Raw genomic sequence first — 22838 nt, 5'->3', positions numbered from 1 at the left:
CGGGCCCATATCGGCGGACGCATCTCCGGTTGCTTCGCTGCGTGGAGGAAGCCGAAGCTTACTTCTTCTTCGCCCCCACCCTTTCAATCCGTTCGATCTCCAACGCCGGCCTCCCGCTCTTTTCCGCGATCTCGCGGTCCTGCTCCATGATGAAGTTGCGCGCGGGTTCGTCGCCGTCGAGGCCGCCGAGCAGCTCGGTGGGTACGCGGCGGTTGGAGCGTTGGGAGCCGTCTTCGTAGACGACGTTGAAAAAGGCGAATTCGCCCTTCGGATTGGTACCGGGTTTTTTGGCCATGGCGGCTTGTCGTCGATCAGGGCGCCGCAGTCAAATGACTTCGCGCGGCTCATGAAGATCAGCGTTCCGACCAGTGGGCCGGCGCAGCTGGGCGTGGAACTGTCTGGTTGAGCTGGTGTATCGGGTATGGCTTGGCTGCGGCGCGAAGGCGTCTGCGATGACCTTCCCTCGATAAACGGCGGGCTGGGTGGAGCCCGCCGTTTATCTTGGGTCAACAGCATCGCCCGGGGCTGGCGGGGCGACAACCTGAGATAGAAGGCTATCGCCTGCGCTCCGTGATGGCAAGGTGAATCATCGTGGCGCTGATGTCGCAGCGAGCGCATCAGATATGCGGCGAACATCGATCTAAGTTCCCGCGATTTTGAAAAGCAAATGCTTGGATATCCGAAATACTTTGTTCATCTTGTCGGCGCTGGCGACGCAACGAGCGCGCGCAATTGCTGCGGAGCTGCGTGAACCTGCATCTCTTCCCCGCTGCGTGCGCCGGATCACCTCGGGCGTATCAGCATCGGGATCACTCGTGCGTTGCACGCCTCACGTTGGACGCGCGCGGCGCGGGACTTCCTGCACGGCCATTTGCGATGTGTGGCCGCCGCCGTCTCGATCATCTTCCTCCTTGCGGCCCTGCGCCATGATCGCGCTGCCCATCGCGGCGGAGCCGAAGGTGATGACGAACGAGGCGAGCAGCAACGCAAGCCCGATGCCAGGTGCGCGATCGGCGAAGATCAATTCACGCAGATGTCCGGGGTCGAGCCAGAGCAGCCCGCCGACGAGGAGCGTGGCGGCGCAGGCGCCGATCGCGAGGTTGATGACGAGCAGGCGGAAAAGCGGCACCCGCAGCAGGCGAAAGGAGCGCGGCCCGGTCCGTCTTCTGGTGTTCGGCACCATGCCCTTCTCCGCAAACCTGCTCTTGGTGGTCGGTCGTCCGTTCCGCGGCTCACGCCGCCGGCGCGATGCGGTCGTTCGCGTTGGGCTGCTGCGCCTGCTGGCGCGCCATCATGTCCTGCCAGAGCGTCGCGATGCTGGCCTGCGTCTGCGGCGCGATCAGGCAGTGGCCCTCATTGTCGTAACCGCAGAACCGCGCGGACGGGTCTTTCCTCACGACGGTCAGCGCCTGGTTGATCATCTCCAGGCACGTCATCACCTGGCCGATCTCATGCAGCCGGGTGTGATGCAGGATATCCATCAGGCGGAACGTCATCACCGCCGGCTGGCCGTAGCTGATGCCGGGCCGGCCGAATTCAAAGAGAACGTTGACCGCCGGGAACGTGCCGCGGATGTGCTCGAGCACGCCGGCCACGTCGTCGACGCTGCACGCGACGAGATGGGCGGTCTGAACAGGTGCGGCCACAGGCGGGCGCGGCGCAAGCCCGAGCGACGTGATCACCTCCTGCTCGATCCATTGCCGCACCGGTGCGGGCGCGTTGCGGATCTGCTCGGTGGTGAGGGTAATTCCGGTCATGGGTGGGTCTCCTGCGCGGACGTGGGCGGGCGCTGCTGTTGATCCCAGTCTATGAACGAGGCCGCGAGCCACGTTGATGCGGATCAAACCTGCCAGCTTTGACGCTGGTCGCTTTCGACGGGCGCGTTGCGGGCGGGTGCCGAGGTCCGGAGTCTGCGATGCTGGCACCCTAGGCCTGTTTTGCCCGACGGGTCAAGAAAAATTCGGAAAAGCAAAATCGGCCATCGCCGTGCGGCTACTGTGCATGGGGTTGTTTTGCGATTTTTGGTTTGGCCCAGGTCGTCGGAAGGAGCGGACAGGATCAGCTCTGTGTCGCTTTGACGCGAATCCCGTTCCCGGGCATGATCGCCTTCCGCTTCGTGCCCATGTCATCAGGATGCTTTCGAATGTTGAGATCGCTGTTCGCCGCCGCCGTCATCATCACGCTGGCCGGCGGGTCGGCCGAGGCCGCCCGTTGCGGCGGCGACTTCAACGGCTTCATCGCCTCCATGACGGCGGAAGCGCAGGCCGCGGGCGTCTCGGCCGCCGTGACCAGCGCGGCGTTCAGCGGCATCACCCCTGACGGGGCCGTGCTCGCCTTCGACCGACGCCAGCGCTACACCTTCAACAAGACGTTCGAGCAGTACGTCTCGACCCGCGTCGGCGCCGGGCGCATCAATGGCGGGCGCGCGCTGCTGCAGCGTCATGCCGCGCTGCTCTCGCGCATCGAGCAGCAGTACGGCGTGCCCCGGCAGATCCTGGTCGCGATCTGGGGCCTGGAGAGCGATTTCGGCAAGGGCGACATGGGCAAGCTGCCGGTGATCCGCACGCTGGCGACGCTCGCGCATGACTGCCGCCGCACCGAGCTGTTCCAGGGCGAGCTGCTCGCCGCGCTCAAGATCGTGCAGCGCGGCGACCTGCCGCTGCGCGACCTGATCGGCGCCTATGCCGGCGAGATCGGCCAGACCCAGTTCCTGCCGTCGTCCTACATCAAGTACGGTGTCGACTTCGACGGCGACGGCCATGTCGACCTCCGCCACAGCGTCCCCGACGTGCTCGCCTCGACCGCGAACCTGTTGCACTCGAACGGTTTCAAGATGGGCCAGCCCTATGGCGAAGGCTCAGCCAATTTCGAAGCAATGCGCGAATGGAACAGGGCGGTGATCTACCGCAAGACCATCGGCTATTTTGGGGACCGGCTGGTGGGGCAGTAGGTCGCCCCATACTCGGTGTCATCGCCCGCGAAGGCGGGCGATCCAGTATTCCAGAGGCGGCGTGGCTAGAACCGAGGAGCCGCGGCGTACTGGATTCCCCGCTTTTCGCGGGGAATGACAGCGGAATGTGAGGCGCAGCTCTCGCGCTTCTCACGTCCCCTTCGCCATCTTCTCGATCCGCCGCTGCAACGGCGCCCAATACGTCCCCGGGCGGAAGCGCTGCAGGATGTCCATGAACCTTGCGTCGTTGCCGATCAGGATGCGCGGCTCGTTTTTCTCAATGCCCCTGATGATGCGCAGCGCGGCCTCTTTCGGCGTGGTCTTCGCCGCAGCCTCGAACCGGTCGATCATCTGCGCGCGGCGCGCATTGTCGGTGACGCCAACGCCGGTGCGCGAGGCGCGCGCGATGCTGGTGGCGACGCCGCCGGGATGCACCACCGACAGCTTGACCGGGCTGCCCGCGGCCGCGAGCTCGTGGCGCACGCTCTCGGAAAAGCCGCGCACCGCGAACTTGGCCGCCGCATAGGCCGATTGTCCCGGCGGCGCGATGATGCCGAAGATCGAGGAGAGGTTGACGATATGCGCCTCGCTCCGCGTCTTCAGGTGCGGCAGGAAGGCGCGCGTGCCGTGCACCACGCCCCAGAAATTGATGTCGAACAGCCAGTCCATCTGCGCCTGGTCGATCTCCTCGAATGTCCCCATCAGCGCCACGCCGGCATTGTTGACGAGGATGTTGAGCGCGGGATGCGCCGCGACCGACTCGCGCGCGAATTGCGCGATCTCGGTGGGCTCGCCGACGTCGACGCGATGCACGCTGATCTTGCGTTGCGTGCCGATCTCGGCGGCGAGCGATTTCAATCCCGCTTCGTCGCGATCGGCGAGCGCGAGATCGCAGCCGCGCTCTGCAAGCTCGATTGCAAGCGCACGACCGATGCCGCTCGCCGCTCCCGTGATAGCGGCCGCGCCGCGAATCGCCGTCATGAGACCTCCCGTCAAGCCCCGAGCGGGGAACAAGAGTTTACATTTTTTCAGATTGGAACAGAACTGTCGTCCGGTTCCCGTCTTAACATGAATTACTTCGGCAAGGCCAAGCATTGGGAGCAACCAATGGGACAATCAAAGCCATTCACGGCGACGGCACTCATCGTTGAGGACGACCTCATGCAGCGGGAGATGCTGTGTCTCCTCCTTGAGGAAAGTGGCTATGAGGTGATCCAGTGCGAAAGCGCGGAGGCCGCCGAGCGCGTGCTGGAGAAGAATGCCGGCGCGCTCTGCCTGATGCTGACCGACGTCCAGCTCGCCGGGCAGATGAGCGGTGTCGAGCTTGCGCACGTCGCCAAGGATCGCAACCCGAAGCTCGACGTCGTCGTGACCTCCGGCCGCCCCCTGATGCAGCCCTTGCCCGCCGGCGCAAAGTTCTGGGCCAAGCCATGGGCGCCGCTCGACGTATTGCGGGAAGCCGAGATCGCCCAGCTGAACTGAGGCGCGAGCGCGCTGCGCTGACCGCGTCGTGACTTCTCCGTCCGTCTCAGGGGTGGTACGATCACGACATGTCCTGGTCCTTCCTGCTCACCTCGCTGATCGTCGTTGCCTCACCGGGTACCGGCGTTCTCTATACCCTGGCCGCCGCATTGACGCGGGGCTCGCGCGCCAGTGTCGCGGCGGCCTTCGGCTGCACGCTGGGAATCGTGCCGCACATGTGTGCTGCGATGCTCGGGCTTGCCGCCGTGCTCCACACCAGCGCGCTCGCCTTCGCCGCGCTGAAATGGTGCGGCGTGGCCTATCTGCTCTATATGTCCTGGCAGGCGCTGCGCGAGAGCGGGGCGCTCGCGGTCGAGGCTGATTTCAAGGAGCGCTCGAGCGCCCGTGTCATCGTCACCGGCTTCCTGATCAACATCCTCAACCCGAAGCTCTCGATCTTCTTCCTCGCCTTTCTGCCGCAGTTCATCGCGGCGGACGAGGCGCATGTGCTGGCGCGGATGATGGAGCTGAGCGGCGCCTTCATGGCGATGACCTTTGCGGTGTTCGTCGTCTACGGCCTCTGCGCGGCGTCGGTGCGGGAGCGCGTCATCTCCCGCCCCGGTGTGATGGCCTGGCTGCGCCGCTCCTTTGCCACCGGCTTTGCCCTGCTAGGCGCCAAGCTCGCCTTCGCCGAGCGCTAGCCAATAAAAAAGCGGGCCTCTCGCCCGCCACCTTCAATCTGTTCGACCCGACGCCCGGGCGGAGCGTGCTCCACCCGGGCAAAGAAAAAGAAGCCGCGTTACTTCTTCTTCGCCTTCTTGGCCTTTTTCGCCTTCTTCTTCGTCGCCTTCTTCGCTTTCTTAGCCATAGGATCCTCTTAAGGGTTAATGGTGAAACGCGACACGAGGAACGCTCGGCGGAGGGCCAGCCTCGCAACATCCTCGATGACAAACTCAGCAGATTCGCGCCTCGCTGCCCCGCCTCGTCACATCTGTGTCATGCCCTTATCCACAGCTCAGATGCATTTTCAGGTGATTTTGGGCCGCGAATCCGCTTCGCGGCGCGCCGCCATGTGCGTGCATCGCCGCCGGCGGCGTGCCTAACGATCCGATAATCGAGTTGGCCGCATTCATGAATCCAAAACCAAGGGCGCGTTTTCGCCGGTCGCAGTGAGGTTCCGTTAAGTGCAACTCGCGCATGGTTCACCGCAAGAACACGGGGGCGGTGATGGACGGACGTTTGCCAATCGGAAGAGGCGGGACGCGGCATGTCCCGACGTCGTCATGTTGAGCGTGCCGACACTCTGGACCGTGTTCATCATCAACTTTCTCGCGCTCGGCCTGATCTGGGCTTATGTGGCGCGCTCCTATCCCAAATTCGCGGCGGCGCGATTCTGGATGGCATCAGCGTTTGTAGGCGCCGGCGGCGCGATGACCGCGCTGATCCGTCTGCTCGTCGATTCCCCCGTGCCGACCGCGGCCGGCGCTGTCGGCATCATTACGGCGTGCTGCCTGGCCGCCATGGGCATCCAGCGCTTCTACGACCAGCCGGTGTCGTGGCGCCTCATGGTCGCGACGACCGCGTCGAGCTTCGCCGGCATCGTGGCGTTCCTGTTCGTCTCCGATCACATGCTGCTGCGCATGTTGAGTTATACGCTCGGGCAGGCCGTCCCGCTGGTGGTGGCGCTGCCCCTGTTGCTGTCGCCGCCCGAAGGCCGCGTCAGTCCGGGGGCGCGGCTATCAGGCACCGTCATCCTCGCCATTATCGCCATGTTCGTGCTGCGCACGGCGGGCAATCTGTTCGGCTACGACTTCTCGGCGCGGGGCGCGGGTCAGGTCCATGGCTTCCTGGTGCTCGGACTGTTGTTCCTGTCCATGACGCTCAATTTCGGCTTCCTGCTGATGGCGATGGATCGCCTGCGCAACGAGGTCGCCGACCTCGCGCTGCTCGACGATCTCACGGGCGTCGCCAATCGCCGCCACCTGTTGCAGCGGCTGTCGGAGGAATGCGCCCGCTCGGAGCGCAGCGGTGAGCCGTTCTCGCTGCTGGTGATCGACCTCGACGGCTTCAAGACCATCAACGACACCCATGGCCACGCCGCGGGCGATGCCTGCCTGCAGCACTTCACCCTGATGGCACAGACGCGCCTGCGGCCGGGCGACATGCTCGCCCGGACCGGCGGCGACGAGTTCTGCGTCGTGCTGCCATCCTCATCCTTGCGCGAAGGCGCGCTGATCGCCCGCCGCATTATCGAGGTCTGTCGCCAGGACGCCGCCGCCTGCTCCGGCAACGACATCCCGATCGCGATCTCGATCGGCGTTGCGGAATGGGATCGGGGCATCGGCCAATTCCCCGACAAGCTGATCGCCCACGCCGACCACGCCCTTTATGCCGCCAAGAAGAACGGCAAGAACGATTTCGCCGTCTACGATCCGGCCCCGCCCCTGTCGCCCGAGCCGATCGAACCCGCGCGCAAATTCGCGTAGATCTGCTAGGCTCGGATCCGTTGTTGGATCCCAGTGATGATATCTCGCCTTGTCGCGGCCGTTCTGGCCGCTGTTCTGATCGCTCCTGCCGCCGCCACCGATGCCGGGCTCGCAAGGCTCGCGCGCAGCTCCGGCACGCCCGACATCCCCGGCCTGAAGATGGTCTGGCTCGCGCCGTGGGGCGATGTCCGTGACGCCCATCCCTGGCGCAACATCATCGTGCACCAGACCGAGGGGCGGGCGGGCTCGGCGCGCGTCGGCGCGCGAGAGCAGTCGAAGAATCCGACCCGGCGCGGCGTCACGGTCTGGGTCGAGACCGACGGCACGGTCTATTGGGCGGTCGCGGAGAATCTGGTCCCGACGCATGGCGACGGTGCCAACCGTCACGATAACAAGTACATCGACAACAGTGCGACCTATCACCAGGTGGTGGGCGACAATTCGATCGGCGTCGAGTTCGCCGGCAACTTCCCGGATGTCGCAAGGGGGCCGACCCCGGCCCAGGTCGCGGCCTGGAAGATCCTCGTCAAGATTCTGCAGGCGCGCTACGACATTCCGTCCGCCCGCATCTACGCGCACAACTGGATCGACATCAAGGACGAGCGCTATTGCGAAGGCTGCTGGCTCGCCACGCTGGCGCGGACATGGGGGAAGTGAAGGTGCGTGCGGACGAGCCGGCGACCAGCTCGCACAGCAAAAAAGCCGGCGTTGCCGCCGGCTTTTCGTCTCGTCTCGATCCGCCAATGTCTGGCGCGAAAGCCCTTGCTTAGTGCGCGGCTTCCAGCGCAGCCTGTTCCTGCCTTGCGATCGTGCCCTTGACCGCGGACTGCACCTTCTCGAAGGCGCGAACCTCGATCTGGCGGACGCGCTCGCGCGATACGCCGAATTCGGCGGCAAGGTCTTCCAGCGTCATCGGCTCATCGGCGAGGCGGCGGGCCTCGAAGATGCGGCGTTCACGCGGGTTGAGCACGCCCATGGCGCCGTTCAGCGCGTCACGGCGATGATCGTACTCCTCGTGCTCCGCCATCATGGCTTCCTGGTTGGGCGTATTGTCGACCAGCCAGTCCTGCCACTCGCCGGCTTCGCCGTCGTCGCGGATCGGCGCGTTGAGCGACGCATCACCGCCGAGGCGGCGGTTCATGTCGATCACGTCCTGGTCCGTGACGCCGAGGCGCTTGGCAATGATCTTGACCTGGTCGGGGCGGAGATCGCCCTCGTCCAGCGCGTTGATCTTGCTCTTCGCCTTGCGCAGGTTGAAGAACAGCTTCTTCTGGTTCGCGGTGGTGCCCATCTTCACGAGCGACCAGGAACGCAGGATGTACTCTTGAATCGACGCCTTGATCCACCACATCGCATAGGTGGCAAGACGGAAGCCCTTTTCAGGCTCGAAACGCTTCACCGCCTGCATCAGGCCGACGTTGCCTTCCGAGACGACCTCGGAGATCGGCAAGCCGTAGCCGCGATAGCCCATGGCGATCTTGGCGACGAGCCGGAGATGGCTGGTGACGAGTTGATGTGCCGCGTCGCGATCGTCATGCTCGCGCCAACGCTTGGCGAGCATGTATTCCTGCTGGGGTTCCAGCATCGGGAACTTGCGGATCTCGGCGAGGTAGCGAGAGAGGCCGGATTCTCCATTGAGGACCGGCAAAGCAGCGGTACGGGCCATATGTAAGCCCTCCAAGGTTCAGGCCCCCGATAGCGGCGGGCCAGGCAGACGACCGCTTGGTTAAAGCCGGCCGTAGCTGCGATGTTCCACGTCGGTCACTTCCAACGCAGCCGCAATATACTCCATCGGGGGGCAAAAAGGGAAGGATTGCTGACGTCACGTCCCCGTGTGGCAGCCATAACTTTTTGTAAGGTAACGGTTTTCTCAAGGCCCCTGCGTCATAGCGCCGCTTTCAGGCTGCTTTCCAGGAGAAGCAAATCCTTCGGCAGACCGGTCTCCCAGTGAAGAAGTTCTCCGGTCCTGGGGTGCTCCAGTACCAGCAAATAGGCATGCAAGGCTTGCCGGCCGAGCGCGGCCAGAGCGGCCTGCGACTCGGGACCGAGTTGGTTCGCCTTGGTCTTGAAATGGGGACCATAGATAGCGTCCCCCATCAGGGGATGGTCGATATGGGCGAGGTGGACGCGGATCTGGTGGGTGCGGCCGGTCTCGAGCTCGCAGGCGAGCAGGGCTGCGACCGGTTTGCCGTCGCGGCCGGTAAAACTCTCAAGCAGCTCCCAATGCGTCACGGCCTCGCGGCCGCCCTGGCGCACCGCCATTTTTTCCCGCGCATGGGGGTGGCGGTCGATCGGCGCATCGACGGTGCCGCGGTGCCGCCCCGGCAGCCCCCAGGCGAATGCCAGATAGCCACGCCGCATCGGACCGGTGCGGCCATGATCGGCGAACTGGGCGGTCAGCGAGGCGTGCGCGAGATCGTTCTTCGCCACCACCATCAGGCCGGTCGTGTCCTTGTCCAGCCGGTGTACGATGCCGGGCCGGCGCACCCCGCCGATGCCCGACAGCGAGGTGCCGCAATGGGCGATCAGGGCGTTCACGAGGGTGCCGGTCTCGTGGCCGGCTGCGGGGTGTACCACCAGCCCTTTGGGCTTGTTGATGACGATGATGTCGTCGTCCTCGAACACGATATCGAGCGCGATGTCCTCGCCCTTGGGCTCCGCCGGGGCCGCCTCCGGAACATCGATTATGATCGTATCGCCTGGAGTGACGTGATAAGCGGGGTCGCGGACCTCGGCGGCCTTCAGGGTCACGGCGCCCGCCAGAATCAGGGCTTTGAGCCTTGATCGCGACAGCTCGGGAAGGCGCGCCGCCAGCACGCGGTCGAGCCGGGCCGAACCCTCGTCGCCTTCGACCACGACTTCCAACCGCTGCGCTGAACCTGAGCTTTCCATGACGACGTCTGATACCGCTGTTCCCGAACCGACCCCCGAGCAGGCCGCGCTGTTTGCGCGGGTGCGGCGGATGATGCTGATCGCGGGGTTGACCACGGCGCTGGCCGTCTGCGCCGTCCTGATCGCGGTGGGCTACCGCCTTTTCAAGTCGGAGGGAAGGGCAGCCGGCCCCGTGGGCGACGTCATCGCGACGCTGCCGAAAGGCGCCAAGATCGTCTCCACCGGCCTTGCCGGCGACCGCCTCGTCGTCACGCTCGATATCGGCGGGGTCACCGAGATCCGCACCTTCGATGCCCAGACGCTCAAGCCGGCGGGAAAGCTGAAATTTGCCAATGAGCCGTAAAACGGCTGCTTGGGTCCTTGCGGCGGACAAATTTCGAGGCTATTCGGTACCTCTCACGCTCCCTTCGTCTAGCGGTTAGGACGCGGCCCTCTCAAGGCTGAAACAGGGGTTCGATTCCCCTAGGGAGCGCCAGCGGCTCTAGAAGCCCTGATAAATCAAAATCATCACGCAAATCATAGCCTTGGCTGCACTCAAGTGGTAGCAGAGGGCCGTAGCTTTTGATGCGCGCGTTGATGGGACTGATTAAGGACAGACACGGCACGTACTACGCTCAGCAACGTGTGCCAAAGCGTCTTCAAGAGGCGGTCGCGCGCGTTCTGAAGCTTGATAAGCCGCGTCTCGTGTTTCTGAAAAGATCGCTGGGGACCAAGGCCACCAAGGAAGCGAACACACGCGCCAAACCGGTCCAAATGGAATTCGATCGGACGCTTGAACGCGCGGAAGCGCTGCTAGCGGCCAAGCCCGTTCGCAAGAGCCTGAGCGCCATCGAGATTAGGCGCATGACCGAGTTCTACTATGCCAGCATCCTGCAAAGCGACGACTTGGACCGGCAAAGAGGGCTAGTGCGGCTGAGCGACCAGGATCGTGCGTCTCTTAACCGTTTCGAGATCGACGCTCACTCGTCTGATGAGTTCGACATCGGTGAAATACTGGACCTCGCACAAGAGGCGTTCGCGAATGCTGACGTAAGCCACGTCAGAGCGGAGGTCGCAGATCTACTTGAGACGTTCGGCATCAGTTTGGACGAGGTCTGCGCCGATTACCGGAAGCTTTCTCTTGCCGTGCTTCAAGAGCAAGTGAGGGCCTATCGCGACCTCCAACGGCGTAGCCGGGGAGAGCCAGTCACGACGCCTATGGCTGGCAAAGTCACGCATTCATCAGGGCAAAGTGGCACGTTACGGGACGCCTTAGAAGGTTGGAAGAAGGAGCGTCAGCGGCCCGAAGGTACGGAGCATGAGTATAGTCGTGCTGTGGAGATGTTTATCCAGTTGCACGGGAACCTCTCGATACAGGAATTGCGGCGTTCACATGCGAGGGTGTTCCGCGAAGCGTTGCAGCTAGTCCCCAAAATCCGTAGAGGCAAGCTCCTTAAAGCATCTCTGCCCGAGTTGAGCGAACATGGGCGGCAGCATCCGACAGCCGCGAGGGTTAGCCCCGGCACCGTCAACAAGCAGTTGGGAGCGGTGCAAGCGATAGCAGGATGGGGGCATCACAACGGGCTTGTGCCTGATGATGTGCCTTGGGCAGACCCCTTCAGCGAAATGAGGCTTGAGGAGGATCAGTCAGACCGCGCGCCATTCGACGCTCGCGACCTTCAGACGATATTCGACGCGCCGCTATTCACAGAAGGCCGCGTGCCCGAAGGTGGCAAAGGCAATGCAGCCATTTGGCTTCCGCTGCTGGCACTGTTTGCGGGAGCGCGGCAAGCAGAATATGCGGGCCTTCGCGTCTCCGACATTCGAGTGGATGACCAAACGCGCGCACCACTCATGTGGTTTACTCGCGACCTGAAGGCGGGCCGACGATTGAAGACCAAAACGTCCGAGCGCGTTGTGCCAGTTCACCCTCAACTCGTGAAGGTCGGCTTCCTCGGCTACGTTGCAAAGCGCAGGGCGGCCGGGGAGCACGCTTGGCTGCTACCGACCGTTGCGCCCGACCAGAAAGGCGCGCTGAGAGCTTGGGCCAAATGGTGGGGGCGATACCTCGACAACGTTGGCGTGACCGACACGAACAAAGTTTTCCATAGCTTCCGCCATGGGTTTCAGGATGCGCTCCGGCAAGCGACGCCTGACGAAGAGTTGCGCGACGCCCTAGCTGGCCGCAGCAATGGGAAGTCAGTGAGCAGGAGGTATGGCGCAAAAGCCATGATTGAGCGTTGGGGCGTGAAGACGCTCAAACAGGCGATAGACAAGATTGAGTATCCCGGCCTTGACCTGTCGCGCGTGAAGACCATCGGCATGGTTGAGCATGCTCGCGGCACTATGAAGCCTCGAAAGAACCGCACGAAATGAGCATCACCGGCTGAACTCGCCGCGCGTTCTCCGTCATTTCGCCACCGAGAAGCCCCAGAGGGCCCATGGCCCCCGGGTTTCCAAAATGAAGTTCCCCCGTCTGCCATAAGTTCTACCGCATGCTTGCGTTGATGTTGCACTAGGCGCGGTTGAACAAGACGTTACTTCTTGACCTGAAAGGGACCGATGAAGTCCATGTTGGACCTTCGCAGCCAAGCCTGATCTAGCGCCATGCCCACAGAAATCGAAAAGCCACAAGATAACTATGCGGACTTCATGGTGCGTGTTGTTTCGCGAGAAGCGACAGCACTCATCACCGACCTAACCGCGCGCATCAGTGCATTGGAACATGCACGGAAGCTCGATAGCGTGCGCTCTGAGGTGCCAACGCGTGGCCGTTACAGAAAAGGCCCTAAGGGCGTTGAAAGCCTGCGTAACGCTCTGGGACGCTTTGTAGGGCATCTGCTAATGGCAAAGGCCGGTGCTCATCGGACAGACACTGTGTTTCGTTCCCTAAAGAAGGACGGCTTTACGGGGGGGCCGGTGACCTTTCCAGCATTCGATAGCGCGTGGAGGGGCCTAGAGGCTCTTGAATTGCTCTCCCGTGTACCCGGTCAACATCGCTTCCATCCTCTCGGCTTCGATGGTGGACCTATGAAGCTACCGGGGCAGGCTTCGGTCTTCGAAGCAACCGCCGCGCTGCTCACCCTGGCACAGGATTATGGCGTCTCGCTCGCGAAAATAGAGGAGCACTTTGTCCAGGACCGCGCGCCGCTTGAGTTGCGAACTTTTGGAGAGTGGGAGTGGTCTCCCAAGTCCAGAGCACGAAAGATCGAGGGCCGGTATGTACCCTATGTGCCTAACGAGCGCACCGATGCACTGGCATCTCAAGTGCGCCGCCTAAACGAGTTTCTATGCACCTTCAAAATCGAGGGAGCGCGGTTCTTCGGCCTCTATCGAGGTTTCAATACGGGCAAGGACGTTGAAACCTTCGCATGGAACAAAGGCGGTCGCCTCTACGCTTATGGCGATGGTGCTTATCAGTGGCTGCCTGGAGAACAACGGGCGCTGATCAAGATCGATGGAGAACCTACGGTGGAGATCGATATTTCGGCATCATATCTCACGATTTTCCATGGGCTGACGAAGCAGCCGCTGGATACGCAAGCCGATCTGTGGGGCCGTATCCAGATTGATGACAAAATGGTTGCAAAGGATTGGGTCAATTTGAGCCTCACGACCGGCTCCCCGCTTGCGAAGTGGCCGAAGGAGAAGACGGCAAGTTATCGGGCACGAACGGGGCGTGACTTACAAAGCATTTATCCCGCCAAGGATATGGGCGCTAAAGCTCTGGCGGCCTTCCCGGGCCTGAGACGGCTGGACGGTAGCCTGACCTGGGCGGAGTTGATGTTTGCCGAAGCTGAAGTTGTGGCTGCCACCATGACGAAGTTGATGGTTCAGAATGTGCCTGCTTTTCCCGTCTTCGATAGCATTATCGTTCCGCTCTCGAAGGTCCGCACCGCAACTGGTGTTCTCTTTGACGAGTTTTACCAACGTATCGGGCGAAGGCCTCTATTGAAGACCAAGAGTACGCTTCCCGGTGCGAGTGAGGCCGTCCGTGCTGCCATCCATGATGATGAGCGTTGGGTGAATGCTCTCGATCTATAGGTTGGAGCTGGGATATCATCAGGGACATAGCCCGAGGGAGGCGGGGAGGGCTCCATAGAAAGGAGAAGGATTTCGCGGCGCCTTTCTCAACGCCCACGTGGAGGGGGAGGTGGCTGCCGAGCCGCGAGGAACCCATACGGACTCTTTGGCGCCGTTTAGAAATCTCTCGCTAGTTGCTGCCCCCCGCCCTCAGAATGCACCAGGCGACTCCCTAGGGCGTTTGAAAGGCATTCCAGGCGCTGGGCGCGCGCAAAGTCTGTGTATAGGTGGTCAGCTGATGGTCCAACCTATTGCCTCGCTGACCAATAGAGGCTCGCGTGCCTCCTTCGCCCTGAAAAGGCATCTAGGCGGAGAACGCCATGCTAAAACTTCTGATCGATACCTGCGTTTGGTTGGACATGGCTAAGGATTACCGCCATCAACCGACCCTTGCTGCCCTTGAGCAGCTGATCGAAGCAGGTGAAGTCTCACTCATTCTGCCACAGCAATCAGTCGTGGAGTTCGCGCGCAACAAAGAGCGGATCATCCGCGACAGCGCAAAAAGTCTTAGCTCGCATTTCAAGCGTGTGAAAGACGCAGTGAGACAATTCGGCTCCCCAAATGGCCGCGATCAAGTGTTGTCGAGCTTGGATGACGTGGACCATCGCGTCGCTATTCTTGGGGAGGCGGTCCAAGAGAGTGTCAGGCAGATTGAGAAGCTGTTTTCGACCGTGCAGGCAATCGACGCTAATCAGCAGATCAAACTAAGATCGGCTCAGCGCGCGTTGGACAAACAAGCACCCTTCCATCGAGACAAGAACAGCATGGGGGACGCCGTTCTGATTGAGACTTACCGCGACGTTCTCTCTACTGGCGCTTCCGACCACGAGTATGCTTTTGTCACGCATAACAAACACGATTTTTCGGATATGGGCGTTGACGAACGTCGGCCACACCCCGACCTTGCAGAATTGTTTGTATCTGAGAACTCGACCTATGCGCTGGCCGTCGGCGAAGTTCTCCAGCAGTACGCTCCTGAGCGCATGGAGGAAGTGAAGTGGGAGTTTGAATACCGCGAAGAGCCGCGCTTGCTGAGCGAAATTGTGGAAGCCGAGCACCTGCTGTTCCGGCAGGTCTGGTACAATCGTCACTGGAACCTGAGGATTGCTATCGAGCGCGGTAAGCATAAGCTCGTAACGAAGGAAGAGTGGGACAAACATCCGAAGCGGCGGAATAAGATGACCATAGACACTGTATGGAACGGCGCATTGGCTGCGGCCAAACGTACCGAGGAAGAGGTTGGCCTCGAAAATCTTGGGCCTTGGACAGACTTCGAGTGGGGGATGATAAACGGCAAACTCAGTGCGTTACGCTGGGTGATGGGAAGTGAATGGGATTTCCTTGATACTTAGTGGCCCCGCGGGGCCTTCTATAGGGATCGTCTAAACAGAAATGTTCTTCGCCTGAGCGATTGTACGTTCGTCATTGTGCCGAATGCTTGTATCTCTGCTGTGGGCGCGAATGTGCGAAGCCATTTCTAGCAGCGCTTTGCTCCAAACACCCATCTTCAAGGCGTAGACCCCACAATAGCGCCAGTCGCTAGTGTATTCGTTGCTCTCTTGGGTGAGGTTGAGGCCAAGTACAGTCTCTCGGCCCGCTACGAAATCGACTGTGCCGCTACGATAGTACTCACCATCGGGTAAGCTCATGCCACCATTGTCGGTGAACACTATGGCGTATTGCTCTGCTCCATAGAGGAAACACACTACGGTGGTGGACGTCGTCCTATACTGCTTCTCGTCTCGCTGCTCCTTTGCTAGCACCTCGCCTACAGGAAAGCCGACCCATTTTCGGAAATCATCGCGCTTGGACCAGCTTGGCCAATACTTGGTATGTTCAAGAAGAGTTTCGAGCGCCTTACCTAGTCCGCTCTGGCGCACAAGTTGTTCTGCACGACTGATGCGCTGTCTCGCCTCCTCCGCGTCGGGATTGGGCTGCGATCTAAGCTTCTTTTCGAAGTCCGCTTGATATTCCGATAGTGCCGTAGCGAGCTTGTCGGCGGGCGTTTGAGAGGAGAACATTGCCATACTCCTTCCCGAAGATTAGCTGAGATTGTACTCACTCGAAAGACGGCCGGTGGCTGAAGCTAAGCATGCGACCAGCTAAGATGTGCACGCGTTCGGTCCTGCTGAGACAAGCATTCAACCTCTTGTCGGAAAACCAGCGCTTCACGAATTTTCGGATGCTCCCATACGTCTGAATAGAAATTCTCAAGGATGAATTTCATGAAGGTGTCAAAGGCGAGCGGACACCTCGCGGGGACCCTGCAGGAGGGGTCGTTCAGCGTAATGTGGGAGGCGGGATGCGAAGCTGCGGCTTGGTCGGGCGCGAAGTCAAACCTAATCGGTGTCCGCATCAAAACGCTGTCTTCTAGTCGATCCATGAAGGAATGCTGGATAAGCTCCAGCAATCCTCCTTCGAAGTTCCGTATGTCGCGAGATGTTATCGCGAAAGGACAAGGATGGAAGCATAGTCGATGACGTTCAATTTCGGCTCCGTTGAATACATATGATATCTGAAACACTCCTCCGTCTCTCATAAGGTAGGAGTATTCTTGATTTTCCAAGATAGTCAGGTAATCGACCAGCCGCGCTGGATTTCCGCTCATCAACGAGTTCAGTGGATTTCTACTCCACATCAGCGCCTTTTGCCTCGCTGAGAGACGGTCGACCTTGTGTTGGCGAGCATCTAGCGCAAAATCATTGGCGAGCAGTTGGAAGCCGAAACCGGTGACACGCCTGCACAGCGCCTCGATACTCATTTCTTGCCCTTGGTACCTCTAGCGTCACCGCCACGCCGGGTGACTGCAATAATACTTTTCTGAAGTTCAGGTGGCAGAGCCTCTAAGGGTAAATCTCCATCGATAACAGCTCGGAAGAGTTCTCCAGCATCACTGATCTTGCGCTCCCAATCCTTTCGCTCCTCGTCCGTCATGTCGCGGTGAACGCGCGCGAGTTTCTTTAACTCCTCTTCGGTAGGATAGGTGAATTCCAGCGCGAATTGGCGCCTGCGAACCTCCTCGACCTCGTCCTTTAATGCTTGCATTAGAGGGCCGACACCGAACAGTCGAACCCAACATCTGGATCGAGTGATACCGGTAAATAAAATGTTGCGCTTCCGACTGAGCTCGAAGCCTACCTGACAAAACTCGGCATTTACTATGTAGACCATCGGCGCTTCGTTGCCTTTCGCACGAAAGATGTGCGTCACTGCAACTGAATTGGGGGAAAACACTTCATCTCTGCTTGTTGTCACACCCACGAGATGCGCATTGACCTTCCGCGCAGCAAGGGCAGCCATAACGCTCGCCCCCGTTTTGCGTGACGTATACGCACTAGGAAGCACGACTAAAATATCCGTCGCATCCAGTTCGTCTTCGTGGATGTTGGTCCAAATTGCGTCAGCTAAGGCAGCGTATTGCTCGTCGGCGGTATTGAACGCCTCGCATCTAATAGCATCATCGGGATTTAGGAGATCTACAAAGTAGCTCGGGTAGGACTCCGGGCTCCTTCGCACTGAGATCGGCTGCCCAAGCTGCAAACGACCTTTGACAACTTCGTAGCCGATGCGAGGCCAGATCGATGGTTCTTCGAACATCTGAACTAAGCCCTGGGGCCGGTAAAGCCCAAATCCAAGTGCGTGGGCAGTTGCAAGCGTCCAGGGCGTATTCCTGTAGCAGACCGGAAGCACGATATCTTCCTTTGGACGATCGGCTTCGTTGCGCAGCGTAACCAGAGGGCGTCCTGCCGCATCTGATCCGAACAACTCGTGCTCAGACCGCATCTCGTAGTCGCCTAGGTTCTGAAGATCATCGTAGGCCCACATGATGCGGTGGGGACTAGGTACTACATTGTAGATCATTCGAAAGAAGGAAGTAGGAAAGTCCTGGGCCTCGTCAATGAGGACCGCGTCGAATAACCTCTTAGGCCCCTGTTGATTAATAACGGCGTTTAGTTCGTCGCAGGCCCCTTCGAAAGCTCGACTGCCATACTTTGCGTCCGCGGTCCTCCAATCCATGGCGCCAACGTCGTACAGATTACATATGGACGAGTAGACCCCTTGATCCCGGTTGCTGCCCCACGCGTGCATGACCAGCAGGCTCGACCAATCGGGTTCATCTTCAATCTGATCGAACATAAAGCGCCGGATCAAATCTCGAAACTGTTGGTAAAGCGAGCGCGACTGGAAGGTTACTGCGATCTTCCATTCCGGATGCCGCGCGTGCAAATACGCTGCCTTCAGTGCCAAGACCACCGTCTTGCCCGACCCGGCCAGTCCGCGAATGCGCTGGGGGCCATTTGCGTATTCAATTGCCCCTCGATTTTGCCATTGGTCAAGATTGGCGATCTCTTTCTCGATCTTCTTGAGGATGGCGCCGCGCGAGCCAATTTTAGTAACGTTCTCTCTGCGCTTCAGTGGTCGAAGCGTCGAAACCCGCTGCACCGCGGCATTAAGAGGGCGAAGAAGAGCTTCGTCGACTGGCTCAAATTCCGCCAACACCTCTGCTAGTTGGTTTGGCGGGCAAATAACGACATCGTCTTCTTCAATGGTCCGCTCCAGAGAAGGGTGACACGTAAGGACATTGATTGTAACGCCCAAGCTCCTTCCTTTGCGAAGGTCTCGGTGCGTGTTTAGCTTGTTGTAGATCGAGGCATAAATCTGGTTTTGCCGTTCCGTAATCTCGGCGATTTGGTCGTCATTTGGATGAGGGTCAACATGCGACGAAAGATCGAAGGCGATAAGGCCGTGTGACTGGCTCACAAGCAGCGCATCAACAAAAACCTTCGCGTCGGCCGTTGATAGGACTGGATATCCTAAGTACAGCGTGCCGGATATTTCCAGCCTTCTCAATGCATCTTGCAAGGAGCGCGCCGCTACCGTGTTAGAGTTTTCGCCGAAAACGATATCCACGAATTCAGATCCTGTCCGCAGGGATTTCTACTTTCGTCTATTGTCGCTGCCGATGCAGGAGCGTGTCGAACAATGAGCGTGTGCGCTTCGATGCCGCAACAATTGTCCTGACCAATAAGCGATCCCTACACGCTATCAGGGATACATGGCGCCTTCAACAACCATAGCTCCTTGCGCAGATCACTCGCCTGTCTAGTTCGTCTCCGCGTTCGCCGGATCGAACTTACTACCAAATTCGCGGCTCCAGGCTGGAGGGACCCTTCAACCTAATTGAGCCAGCAGGGGACCCGAGCTTTCACACGCCGATTTGGTCGAACAACAACGGCGACTTTAGCCCTTAATTTTGAAGCTCATTTCGCAGGGTTCGTGCCAATTCGGCCGATGGGCAGGGACCCGTGAGGCAAAGGGAGCTGCCATATGCCAGACGGACGTCGAGAGAGGCGGGCGGGCGCTTCGGAGCGCGCGAGAGCTTTCATGCCTCGCTAGCGATCTTCTCAGTCAATGGGCGGCTACAGAGCAAGCGAAACGGCTTGGCACAATGCAGAGATTGCCGCCGATGCCGCAGCGAGCATGTTGAGGCGCGCAGCCTTCTTGATCGCGGCTTGGAAGGGTTCAAGCCCATCAATGCCATCGTAAGTCGATCTAACAACCGGGAGATTGACCAGCGCTGATGCAGCCCAAAGAGCCGCAGCTAGCACCGCAAAGCCGACACTGCACCACGCAAAGGATTGAGCGCTGAACATCATTGGCTCCTAACTAACGCACAGAGCCGCACCAAGTCCGGCCAAGCTCCCAATGATCAGTGTACGGTCCTGCATGAGAGCAGAGAGGATGAAGGCGGCTATGGCAATCTGGATCAGCATGCGCGTGCTCGGTGCAGCGGCTAGGCGGCTTTGGGGAGGCGGTTGAGGAGCCGCGCGACGGCGGTAGGGTGCCACTCGCCGCCACGAGGCGCGTTGATGCCCTGGCGGTTAAGCTCTTCTGTCACGGCACGAACGCTTGTGATGCCTGAGCGCTTGATGTTCTCGATGATGCCTTGAAGGTCCATTGCTCGCTGTACCGCCTTCTCCCTAATCCTGGCTACTGCTTCAGCGTTGCCGGTTTGCTTCCCGCGGAGAGCACGCGCGCCGTTAGGATTGCCAAGCTTCACCCCGCGCGCCTTTGCTGCGGCAAGCGCTTTCTTGGTGCGTTCCCCGATCAAGCCAGCCTCAAGCTCTGCCACAGACGCCATCTGCGTGAGTAGGAACTTGCCCATGGGGCCGGGAGGGACGCTTGGGAGGTCGCAGAATACCAAGTCAACGTCACTCGCCACGAGGGAGCGCAGCAGGTCCACGTTACGTGTGAGGCGGTCGAGCTTCGCAAAGACCATCTTCGCGCCGATGGCCTTAGCGTGAGAGAGAGCCGCAGCGAGCTTTGGTCTATCGGACTTCCGCCCGCTCTCCGTCTCGACATACTCAGCCACGAGTGTCCATCGGCCGCCATTTAGGTAGCTCGCGACGGCTTCTCGCTGCGCTTCAATGCCAAGGCCACTTCGGCCCTGCTTGTCGGTCGAGACCCGTAGATAGGAGATGAATTTTCCCTGTGCCACCTTCAAAAGCCCTCATACACATTTTGATGTAACGGACGTTAGATCAATTCGTGCACAACGAACAATATGCGTTCTGGAATCCCGGGGATTCCGAATTGCATGGCTTGCTTGCTTCGCAGGACGCCCACAAGGTCCGGGAGCGCAGTGGGAAAGGCGGGCCATGCAAGAGCGGAAGTTCTATGAGCACCTTAGCGCAGTCCATGTAAGCTCCTCTGGAGCCGACAAGGATTGGTTAGTCGGGGCCGAACGGGATGGCGTGCGATTGTTGACAGAGGAGGAGGACGAATCCGTCATCCTCTACGCTGGCTTCCAGAGCTTGCTGATAATCTCGATATTCGCCCGCGCAGCAAACCTCGTTAGCCCTGACAAAGACAAGCTCTACGATACTAGTTTCTACGTCGATAAGACGTGGTGCATTCAGAAGGCGTGGGGCGGAGGACATGGACATCGCATGTACCTTGAGCCGCCCTTCGACCTGCCCGACGGGCACCCACTTCATGGAGCGGAGCCGATAGTGTTTCGGCGGTCCTTTGAGGGCATGTCAAACTACGATGCCCCCATAGAGCTTAGCCAAAAGCTGGTTCATTCGCTTGGCTTACATTTCATTGCCGAGAGGAGCGCGTATTGCCGTCTAAATTCAGAGGGCGACCTAGAGGAGGTCATCAAGATTTTTTGCGACCGTGGCTCTAGCGATTTTGACCGCAGTAGGACACTCGTGCTGATCAAGGCCAAGCCACTAGCGGAATTTATGGCTGTTGGTGAATACGCTCTTTATCGGAAATTCGATTTGACGCGGTTCCTACCGGGATCGTTCAGCCATTGGGACCATGCCGAGCGCCACTTCGACGCTCCCGATCTTTTCTACAACTCAGCGCTATCAGGGGGAACTGGGAGCTACATTCACGGTGGGCAAATTCTTAGACCAAGTGTCACCGTCGACGAATTGATCGAAGAATGGAAACGAGAAAGTGACCCGAATGCCCGTCAATACGAGACCTTCATAATCCAAGACTGGAAAAACGAGAGGCTCGTTGAATGGTCTTGCGCTCCTTCTGCGTTGAGCAACTATTTCACGAAGTCCGACAAGCCGTTCGAGATATCGCCTGCATTTTTCAGTCCCGACGTTCTGACCAAGTACAAAGCAGACCCGGACAAGTACGATTTGGCGGACCGTTCTATCACGTGCCGCAATTCTTGGCATTTGAAGACGTTTGACATCAACGAAGCTGGTCAAGTCCATACCTACATAGGATATCTCCAGCACCTCCCGTTCAAAGAGCAGCAGCATTGGAAGCTTCACAATGAACGGCCCAAGGGGCCTATTTCGAAGCGAGCCTATCAAACTGATTTCAAAGGTGAATGGACGACCGAGCCCGATCCATTGCAATCGGTGCGGTATGCCGTCTCGGAGCTTGATCGCAATTCTCCGGCTTGGTGGCGAGCGCGAGGGACACAGGTGCGCGATAGAGTGCATTATCCCGTCACCACATCTTCGAAGGAATGGGCCGACGAGTTGCTTGCTCTGGATCAAATGCTCGTAGAGGGCTTTGTGGCGACTGAGCTTCGCAAGCTCGCAAGTGTTTCCGGCGTTAAGTTCGAAAACTCATGGCAAAGCCTTAAGCTGATCCAGGAAATACTTCGTTCGGAAGACAGCCTCACGGCAGATCAAATCGCAGAACCACTCAAGGAACTTCACCACCTGAGAAGCAAGGTATCGGGGCATCACACCGGAGAACGAGCGAAGCTAGAAGCGAGCGCTTTAAAAGAGCATGGGTCGCTCGCTGCACACTTCCGATCCCTTTGTGCGCGGTGCGAGGAGGCGTTTGAACGCACTATTGCCACGCTGAACGACGTTCAAAAGCGTCAAGCCAAGCCCTAGCAGCTAGCCGTATACTGGCGCGTAATAAAAATGCAAAAGCCGACTTTAGGATTGAACCACGAGATGTGCCACCCTCGCGAAGGATTCAATGGAGCCTTCCGTGATGCATGACAAAACCTTCAAGTACGTCCCGTTCGTGACTGAAGTGATGACCGCGCGTAGACCGAAGCTGTCTGAGCCCGACATGGAGGGTGACTATGCGGACGGCAAGTACAAGACCGAGGCGACTGCGTCTGACGACTACACGCAACGCTTCCAGCAGGAAATTCAGACCTTCATCGGCCTGAACTTCGCTGATACGAAGAACATGTATGTTCCTTGGAAGGAGACGAAGGAAGGCGCTATCGCCTTCATCTTCGCATCGCCTAAGAAGCAGCCAGAACTGGTCGATGCCAAAGGTAACGCTCTCAAGCAAGGCATCATCATCCGTGATGGTTCGCTCATCCGCATCGCTGGCGTCATTGTCGCGTGGGAGAAGGGCATGAAGCGCGGTGTGAGCCTCTGGCCGGATGCCGTGCGCGTAATCAAGCTCGCGATGGGCTTCGCTGCTGCGTTTGGCCCGCCTGAAGAAGGCTTTGATGGGACGTGCCATTTTGAGCCGCGATGATG

General features: G+C 59.6%; 22 protein-coding genes and 1 tRNA gene. 12 read left to right on the top strand and 11 right to left on the bottom strand.

What is annotated here, in order from left to right; genetic code table 11:
* Positions 1-58: 58 nt before the first annotated feature.
* The 3 genes from X265_RS30990 to X265_RS30980 form a co-directional block, all read right to left on the bottom strand.
* Entirely contained in the window at positions 59-295 is a 237-nt protein-coding gene (locus X265_RS30990; protein ID WP_128968264.1) for a hypothetical protein, read from the bottom strand.
* A 534-nt stretch (positions 296-829) separates the two neighbouring features.
* Entirely contained in the window at positions 830-1183 is a 354-nt protein-coding gene (locus X265_RS30985) for a hypothetical protein (protein ID WP_128968263.1), read from the bottom strand.
* A 49-nt stretch (positions 1184-1232) separates the two neighbouring features.
* Positions 1233-1757, bottom strand: coding sequence for a hypothetical protein (locus X265_RS30980; protein ID WP_128968262.1), 525 nt, complete (start codon positions 1755-1757; stop codon positions 1233-1235).
* 386 nt (positions 1758-2143) lie between these two features.
* On the opposite strand from X265_RS30980, the gene X265_RS30975 reads away from it, so the two are divergent.
* On the top strand, positions 2144-2950 hold the full coding sequence (locus X265_RS30975) for a lytic murein transglycosylase (RefSeq protein WP_128968261.1): 807 nt from the start codon (positions 2144-2146) through the stop codon (positions 2948-2950).
* A 150-nt stretch (positions 2951-3100) separates the two neighbouring features.
* Here X265_RS30975 and X265_RS30970 read toward each other — a convergent pair whose 3' ends face one another.
* Positions 3101-3931 carry an SDR family NAD(P)-dependent oxidoreductase gene (locus X265_RS30970; protein ID WP_128968260.1) on the bottom strand — a complete coding sequence of 277 codons (831 nt, stop codon included), beginning with the start codon at positions 3929-3931 and terminating at the stop codon, positions 3101-3103.
* 126 nt (positions 3932-4057) lie between these two features.
* Here X265_RS30970 and X265_RS30965 point away from each other — a divergent pair, with 126 nt between their 5' ends.
* The 4 genes from X265_RS30965 to X265_RS30950 all read left to right on the top strand — a co-directional run bounded on the left by X265_RS30965 (position 4058) and on the right by X265_RS30950 (position 7554).
* Positions 4058-4432: a response regulator gene (locus X265_RS30965; RefSeq protein ID WP_128968259.1), complete on the top strand. Its 375-nt coding sequence runs from the start codon at positions 4058-4060 to the stop codon at positions 4430-4432.
* 68 nt (positions 4433-4500) lie between these two features.
* On the top strand, positions 4501-5112 hold the full coding sequence (locus X265_RS30960; protein WP_128968258.1) for a LysE family translocator: 612 nt from the start codon (positions 4501-4503) through the stop codon (positions 5110-5112).
* A 582-nt stretch (positions 5113-5694) separates the two neighbouring features.
* Positions 5695-6897: a GGDEF domain-containing protein gene (locus tag X265_RS30955; RefSeq protein WP_128968257.1), complete on the top strand. Its 1203-nt coding sequence runs from the start codon at positions 5695-5697 to the stop codon at positions 6895-6897.
* A gap of 36 nt (positions 6898-6933) precedes the next feature.
* Positions 6934-7554 (top strand): peptidoglycan recognition protein family protein, encoded by a 621-nt coding sequence (locus tag X265_RS30950; RefSeq protein ID WP_164938874.1) that lies wholly within the window; start codon positions 6934-6936, stop codon positions 7552-7554.
* A gap of 109 nt (positions 7555-7663) precedes the next feature.
* Here X265_RS30950 and rpoH read toward each other — a convergent pair whose 3' ends face one another.
* Both rpoH and X265_RS30940 read right to left on the bottom strand, forming a co-directional pair.
* A complete protein-coding gene (rpoH, locus tag X265_RS30945; RefSeq protein WP_128968255.1) occupies positions 7664-8563 on the bottom strand; it encodes an RNA polymerase sigma factor RpoH in 900 nt (299 codons plus the stop codon).
* Positions 8564-8781: 218 nt separating this feature from the next.
* Positions 8782-9789, bottom strand: coding sequence for an RluA family pseudouridine synthase (locus X265_RS30940; protein WP_128968254.1), 1008 nt, complete (start codon positions 9787-9789; stop codon positions 8782-8784).
* On the opposite strand from X265_RS30940, the gene X265_RS30935 reads away from it, so the two are divergent.
* From X265_RS30935 to X265_RS30915, 5 genes are all read left to right on the top strand, one after another.
* A complete protein-coding gene (locus X265_RS30935; RefSeq protein ID WP_128968253.1) occupies positions 9788-10132 on the top strand; it encodes a hypothetical protein in 345 nt (114 codons plus the stop codon). The genes X265_RS30940 and X265_RS30935 overlap by 2 nt on opposite strands.
* Positions 10133-10189: 57 nt before the next feature.
* Positions 10190-10264: transfer RNA gene (locus tag X265_RS30930), tRNA-Glu, on the top strand.
* A gap of 89 nt (positions 10265-10353) precedes the next feature.
* On the top strand, positions 10354-12144 hold the full coding sequence (locus X265_RS30925) for a site-specific integrase (protein WP_128968252.1): 1791 nt from the start codon (positions 10354-10356) through the stop codon (positions 12142-12144).
* Positions 12145-12375: 231 nt separating this feature from the next.
* Entirely contained in the window at positions 12376-13812 is a 1437-nt protein-coding gene (locus X265_RS30920; RefSeq protein WP_128968251.1) for a hypothetical protein, read from the top strand.
* Positions 13813-14171: 359 nt separating this feature from the next.
* Positions 14172-15203 carry a PIN domain-containing protein gene (locus X265_RS30915; RefSeq protein WP_128968250.1) on the top strand — a complete coding sequence of 344 codons (1032 nt, stop codon included), beginning with the start codon at positions 14172-14174 and terminating at the stop codon, positions 15201-15203.
* Between the two features lie 30 nt (positions 15204-15233).
* Here the strand turns inward: X265_RS30915 and X265_RS30910 are convergent, their stop codons facing one another.
* From X265_RS30910 to X265_RS30890, 5 genes are all read right to left on the bottom strand, one after another.
* Positions 15234-15878, bottom strand: coding sequence for a hypothetical protein (locus X265_RS30910; RefSeq protein WP_128968249.1), 645 nt, complete (start codon positions 15876-15878; stop codon positions 15234-15236).
* A gap of 59 nt (positions 15879-15937) precedes the next feature.
* Complete coding sequence (locus X265_RS30905) at positions 15938-16612, bottom strand: DUF2290 domain-containing protein (protein WP_128968248.1); 675 nt, start codon at positions 16610-16612, stop codon at positions 15938-15940.
* A complete protein-coding gene (locus X265_RS30900) occupies positions 16609-18762 on the bottom strand; it encodes a DEAD/DEAH box helicase (RefSeq protein ID WP_128968247.1) in 2154 nt (717 codons plus the stop codon). The genes X265_RS30905 and X265_RS30900 overlap by 4 nt, the downstream gene beginning before the upstream one ends.
* A 509-nt stretch (positions 18763-19271) precedes the next feature.
* Positions 19272-19508 carry a hypothetical protein gene (locus X265_RS41120; protein WP_128968246.1) on the bottom strand — a complete coding sequence of 79 codons (237 nt, stop codon included), beginning with the start codon at positions 19506-19508 and terminating at the stop codon, positions 19272-19274.
* Positions 19509-19645: 137 nt separating this feature from the next.
* Positions 19646-20350 (bottom strand): recombinase family protein, encoded by a 705-nt coding sequence (locus X265_RS30890; protein ID WP_128969478.1) that lies wholly within the window; start codon positions 20348-20350, stop codon positions 19646-19648.
* Positions 20351-20510: 160 nt separating this feature from the next.
* Between X265_RS30890 and X265_RS30885 the strand changes: the two genes are divergently transcribed.
* Together X265_RS30885 and X265_RS30880 are read left to right on the top strand one after the other, a co-directional pair.
* Positions 20511-22229: a hypothetical protein gene (locus tag X265_RS30885; protein ID WP_128968245.1), complete on the top strand. Its 1719-nt coding sequence runs from the start codon at positions 20511-20513 to the stop codon at positions 22227-22229.
* A gap of 103 nt (positions 22230-22332) precedes the next feature.
* Positions 22333-22836 carry a hypothetical protein gene (locus X265_RS30880; protein WP_128968244.1) on the top strand — a complete coding sequence of 168 codons (504 nt, stop codon included), beginning with the start codon at positions 22333-22335 and terminating at the stop codon, positions 22834-22836.
* Positions 22837-22838 lie beyond the last annotated feature (2 nt).

It is taken from the genome of Bradyrhizobium guangdongense (assembly GCF_004114975.1).
Taxonomy (GTDB): domain Bacteria; phylum Pseudomonadota; class Alphaproteobacteria; order Rhizobiales; family Xanthobacteraceae; genus Bradyrhizobium; species Bradyrhizobium guangdongense.
Note: the sequence above shows the minus strand (reverse complement) of the source record. Positions and strands in the feature narration are given on the sequence as shown.

Excerpts from the sequence above, each read along its gene's own strand:
- X265_RS30990 (WP_128968264.1), bottom strand. The coding sequence starts at position 295 with ATGGCCAAAAAACCCGGTACCAATCCGAAGGGCGAATTCGCCTTTTTC.
- X265_RS30985 (WP_128968263.1), bottom strand. The coding sequence starts at position 1,183 with ATGGTGCCGAACACCAGAAGACGGACCGGGCCGCGCTCCTTTCGCCTG.
- X265_RS30980 (WP_128968262.1), bottom strand. The coding sequence starts at position 1,757 with ATGACCGGAATTACCCTCACCACCGAGCAGATCCGCAACGCGCCCGCA.
- X265_RS30975 (WP_128968261.1), top strand. The coding sequence starts at position 2,144 with ATGTTGAGATCGCTGTTCGCCGCCGCCGTCATCATCACGCTGGCCGGC.
- X265_RS30970 (WP_128968260.1), bottom strand. The coding sequence starts at position 3,931 with ATGACGGCGATTCGCGGCGCGGCCGCTATCACGGGAGCGGCGAGCGGC.
- X265_RS30965 (WP_128968259.1), top strand. The coding sequence starts at position 4,058 with ATGGGACAATCAAAGCCATTCACGGCGACGGCACTCATCGTTGAGGAC.
- X265_RS30960 (WP_128968258.1), top strand. The coding sequence starts at position 4,501 with ATGTCCTGGTCCTTCCTGCTCACCTCGCTGATCGTCGTTGCCTCACCG.
- X265_RS30955 (WP_128968257.1), top strand. The coding sequence starts at position 5,695 with ATGTTGAGCGTGCCGACACTCTGGACCGTGTTCATCATCAACTTTCTC.
- X265_RS30950 (WP_164938874.1), top strand. The coding sequence starts at position 6,934 with ATGATATCTCGCCTTGTCGCGGCCGTTCTGGCCGCTGTTCTGATCGCT.
- rpoH (WP_128968255.1), bottom strand. The coding sequence starts at position 8,563 with ATGGCCCGTACCGCTGCTTTGCCGGTCCTCAATGGAGAATCCGGCCTC.
- X265_RS30935 (WP_128968253.1), top strand. The coding sequence starts at position 9,788 with ATGACGACGTCTGATACCGCTGTTCCCGAACCGACCCCCGAGCAGGCC.
- X265_RS30940 (WP_128968254.1), bottom strand. The coding sequence starts at position 9,789 with ATGGAAAGCTCAGGTTCAGCGCAGCGGTTGGAAGTCGTGGTCGAAGGC.
- X265_RS30925 (WP_128968252.1), top strand. The coding sequence starts at position 10,354 with ATGCGCGCGTTGATGGGACTGATTAAGGACAGACACGGCACGTACTAC.
- X265_RS30920 (WP_128968251.1), top strand. The coding sequence starts at position 12,376 with ATGCCCACAGAAATCGAAAAGCCACAAGATAACTATGCGGACTTCATG.
- X265_RS30915 (WP_128968250.1), top strand. The coding sequence starts at position 14,172 with ATGCTAAAACTTCTGATCGATACCTGCGTTTGGTTGGACATGGCTAAG.
- X265_RS30910 (WP_128968249.1), bottom strand. The coding sequence starts at position 15,878 with ATGGCAATGTTCTCCTCTCAAACGCCCGCCGACAAGCTCGCTACGGCA.
- X265_RS30905 (WP_128968248.1), bottom strand. The coding sequence starts at position 16,612 with ATGAGTATCGAGGCGCTGTGCAGGCGTGTCACCGGTTTCGGCTTCCAA.
- X265_RS41120 (WP_128968246.1), bottom strand. The coding sequence starts at position 19,508 with ATGATGTTCAGCGCTCAATCCTTTGCGTGGTGCAGTGTCGGCTTTGCG.
- X265_RS30885 (WP_128968245.1), top strand. The coding sequence starts at position 20,511 with ATGCAAGAGCGGAAGTTCTATGAGCACCTTAGCGCAGTCCATGTAAGC.
- X265_RS30880 (WP_128968244.1), top strand. The coding sequence starts at position 22,333 with ATGCATGACAAAACCTTCAAGTACGTCCCGTTCGTGACTGAAGTGATG.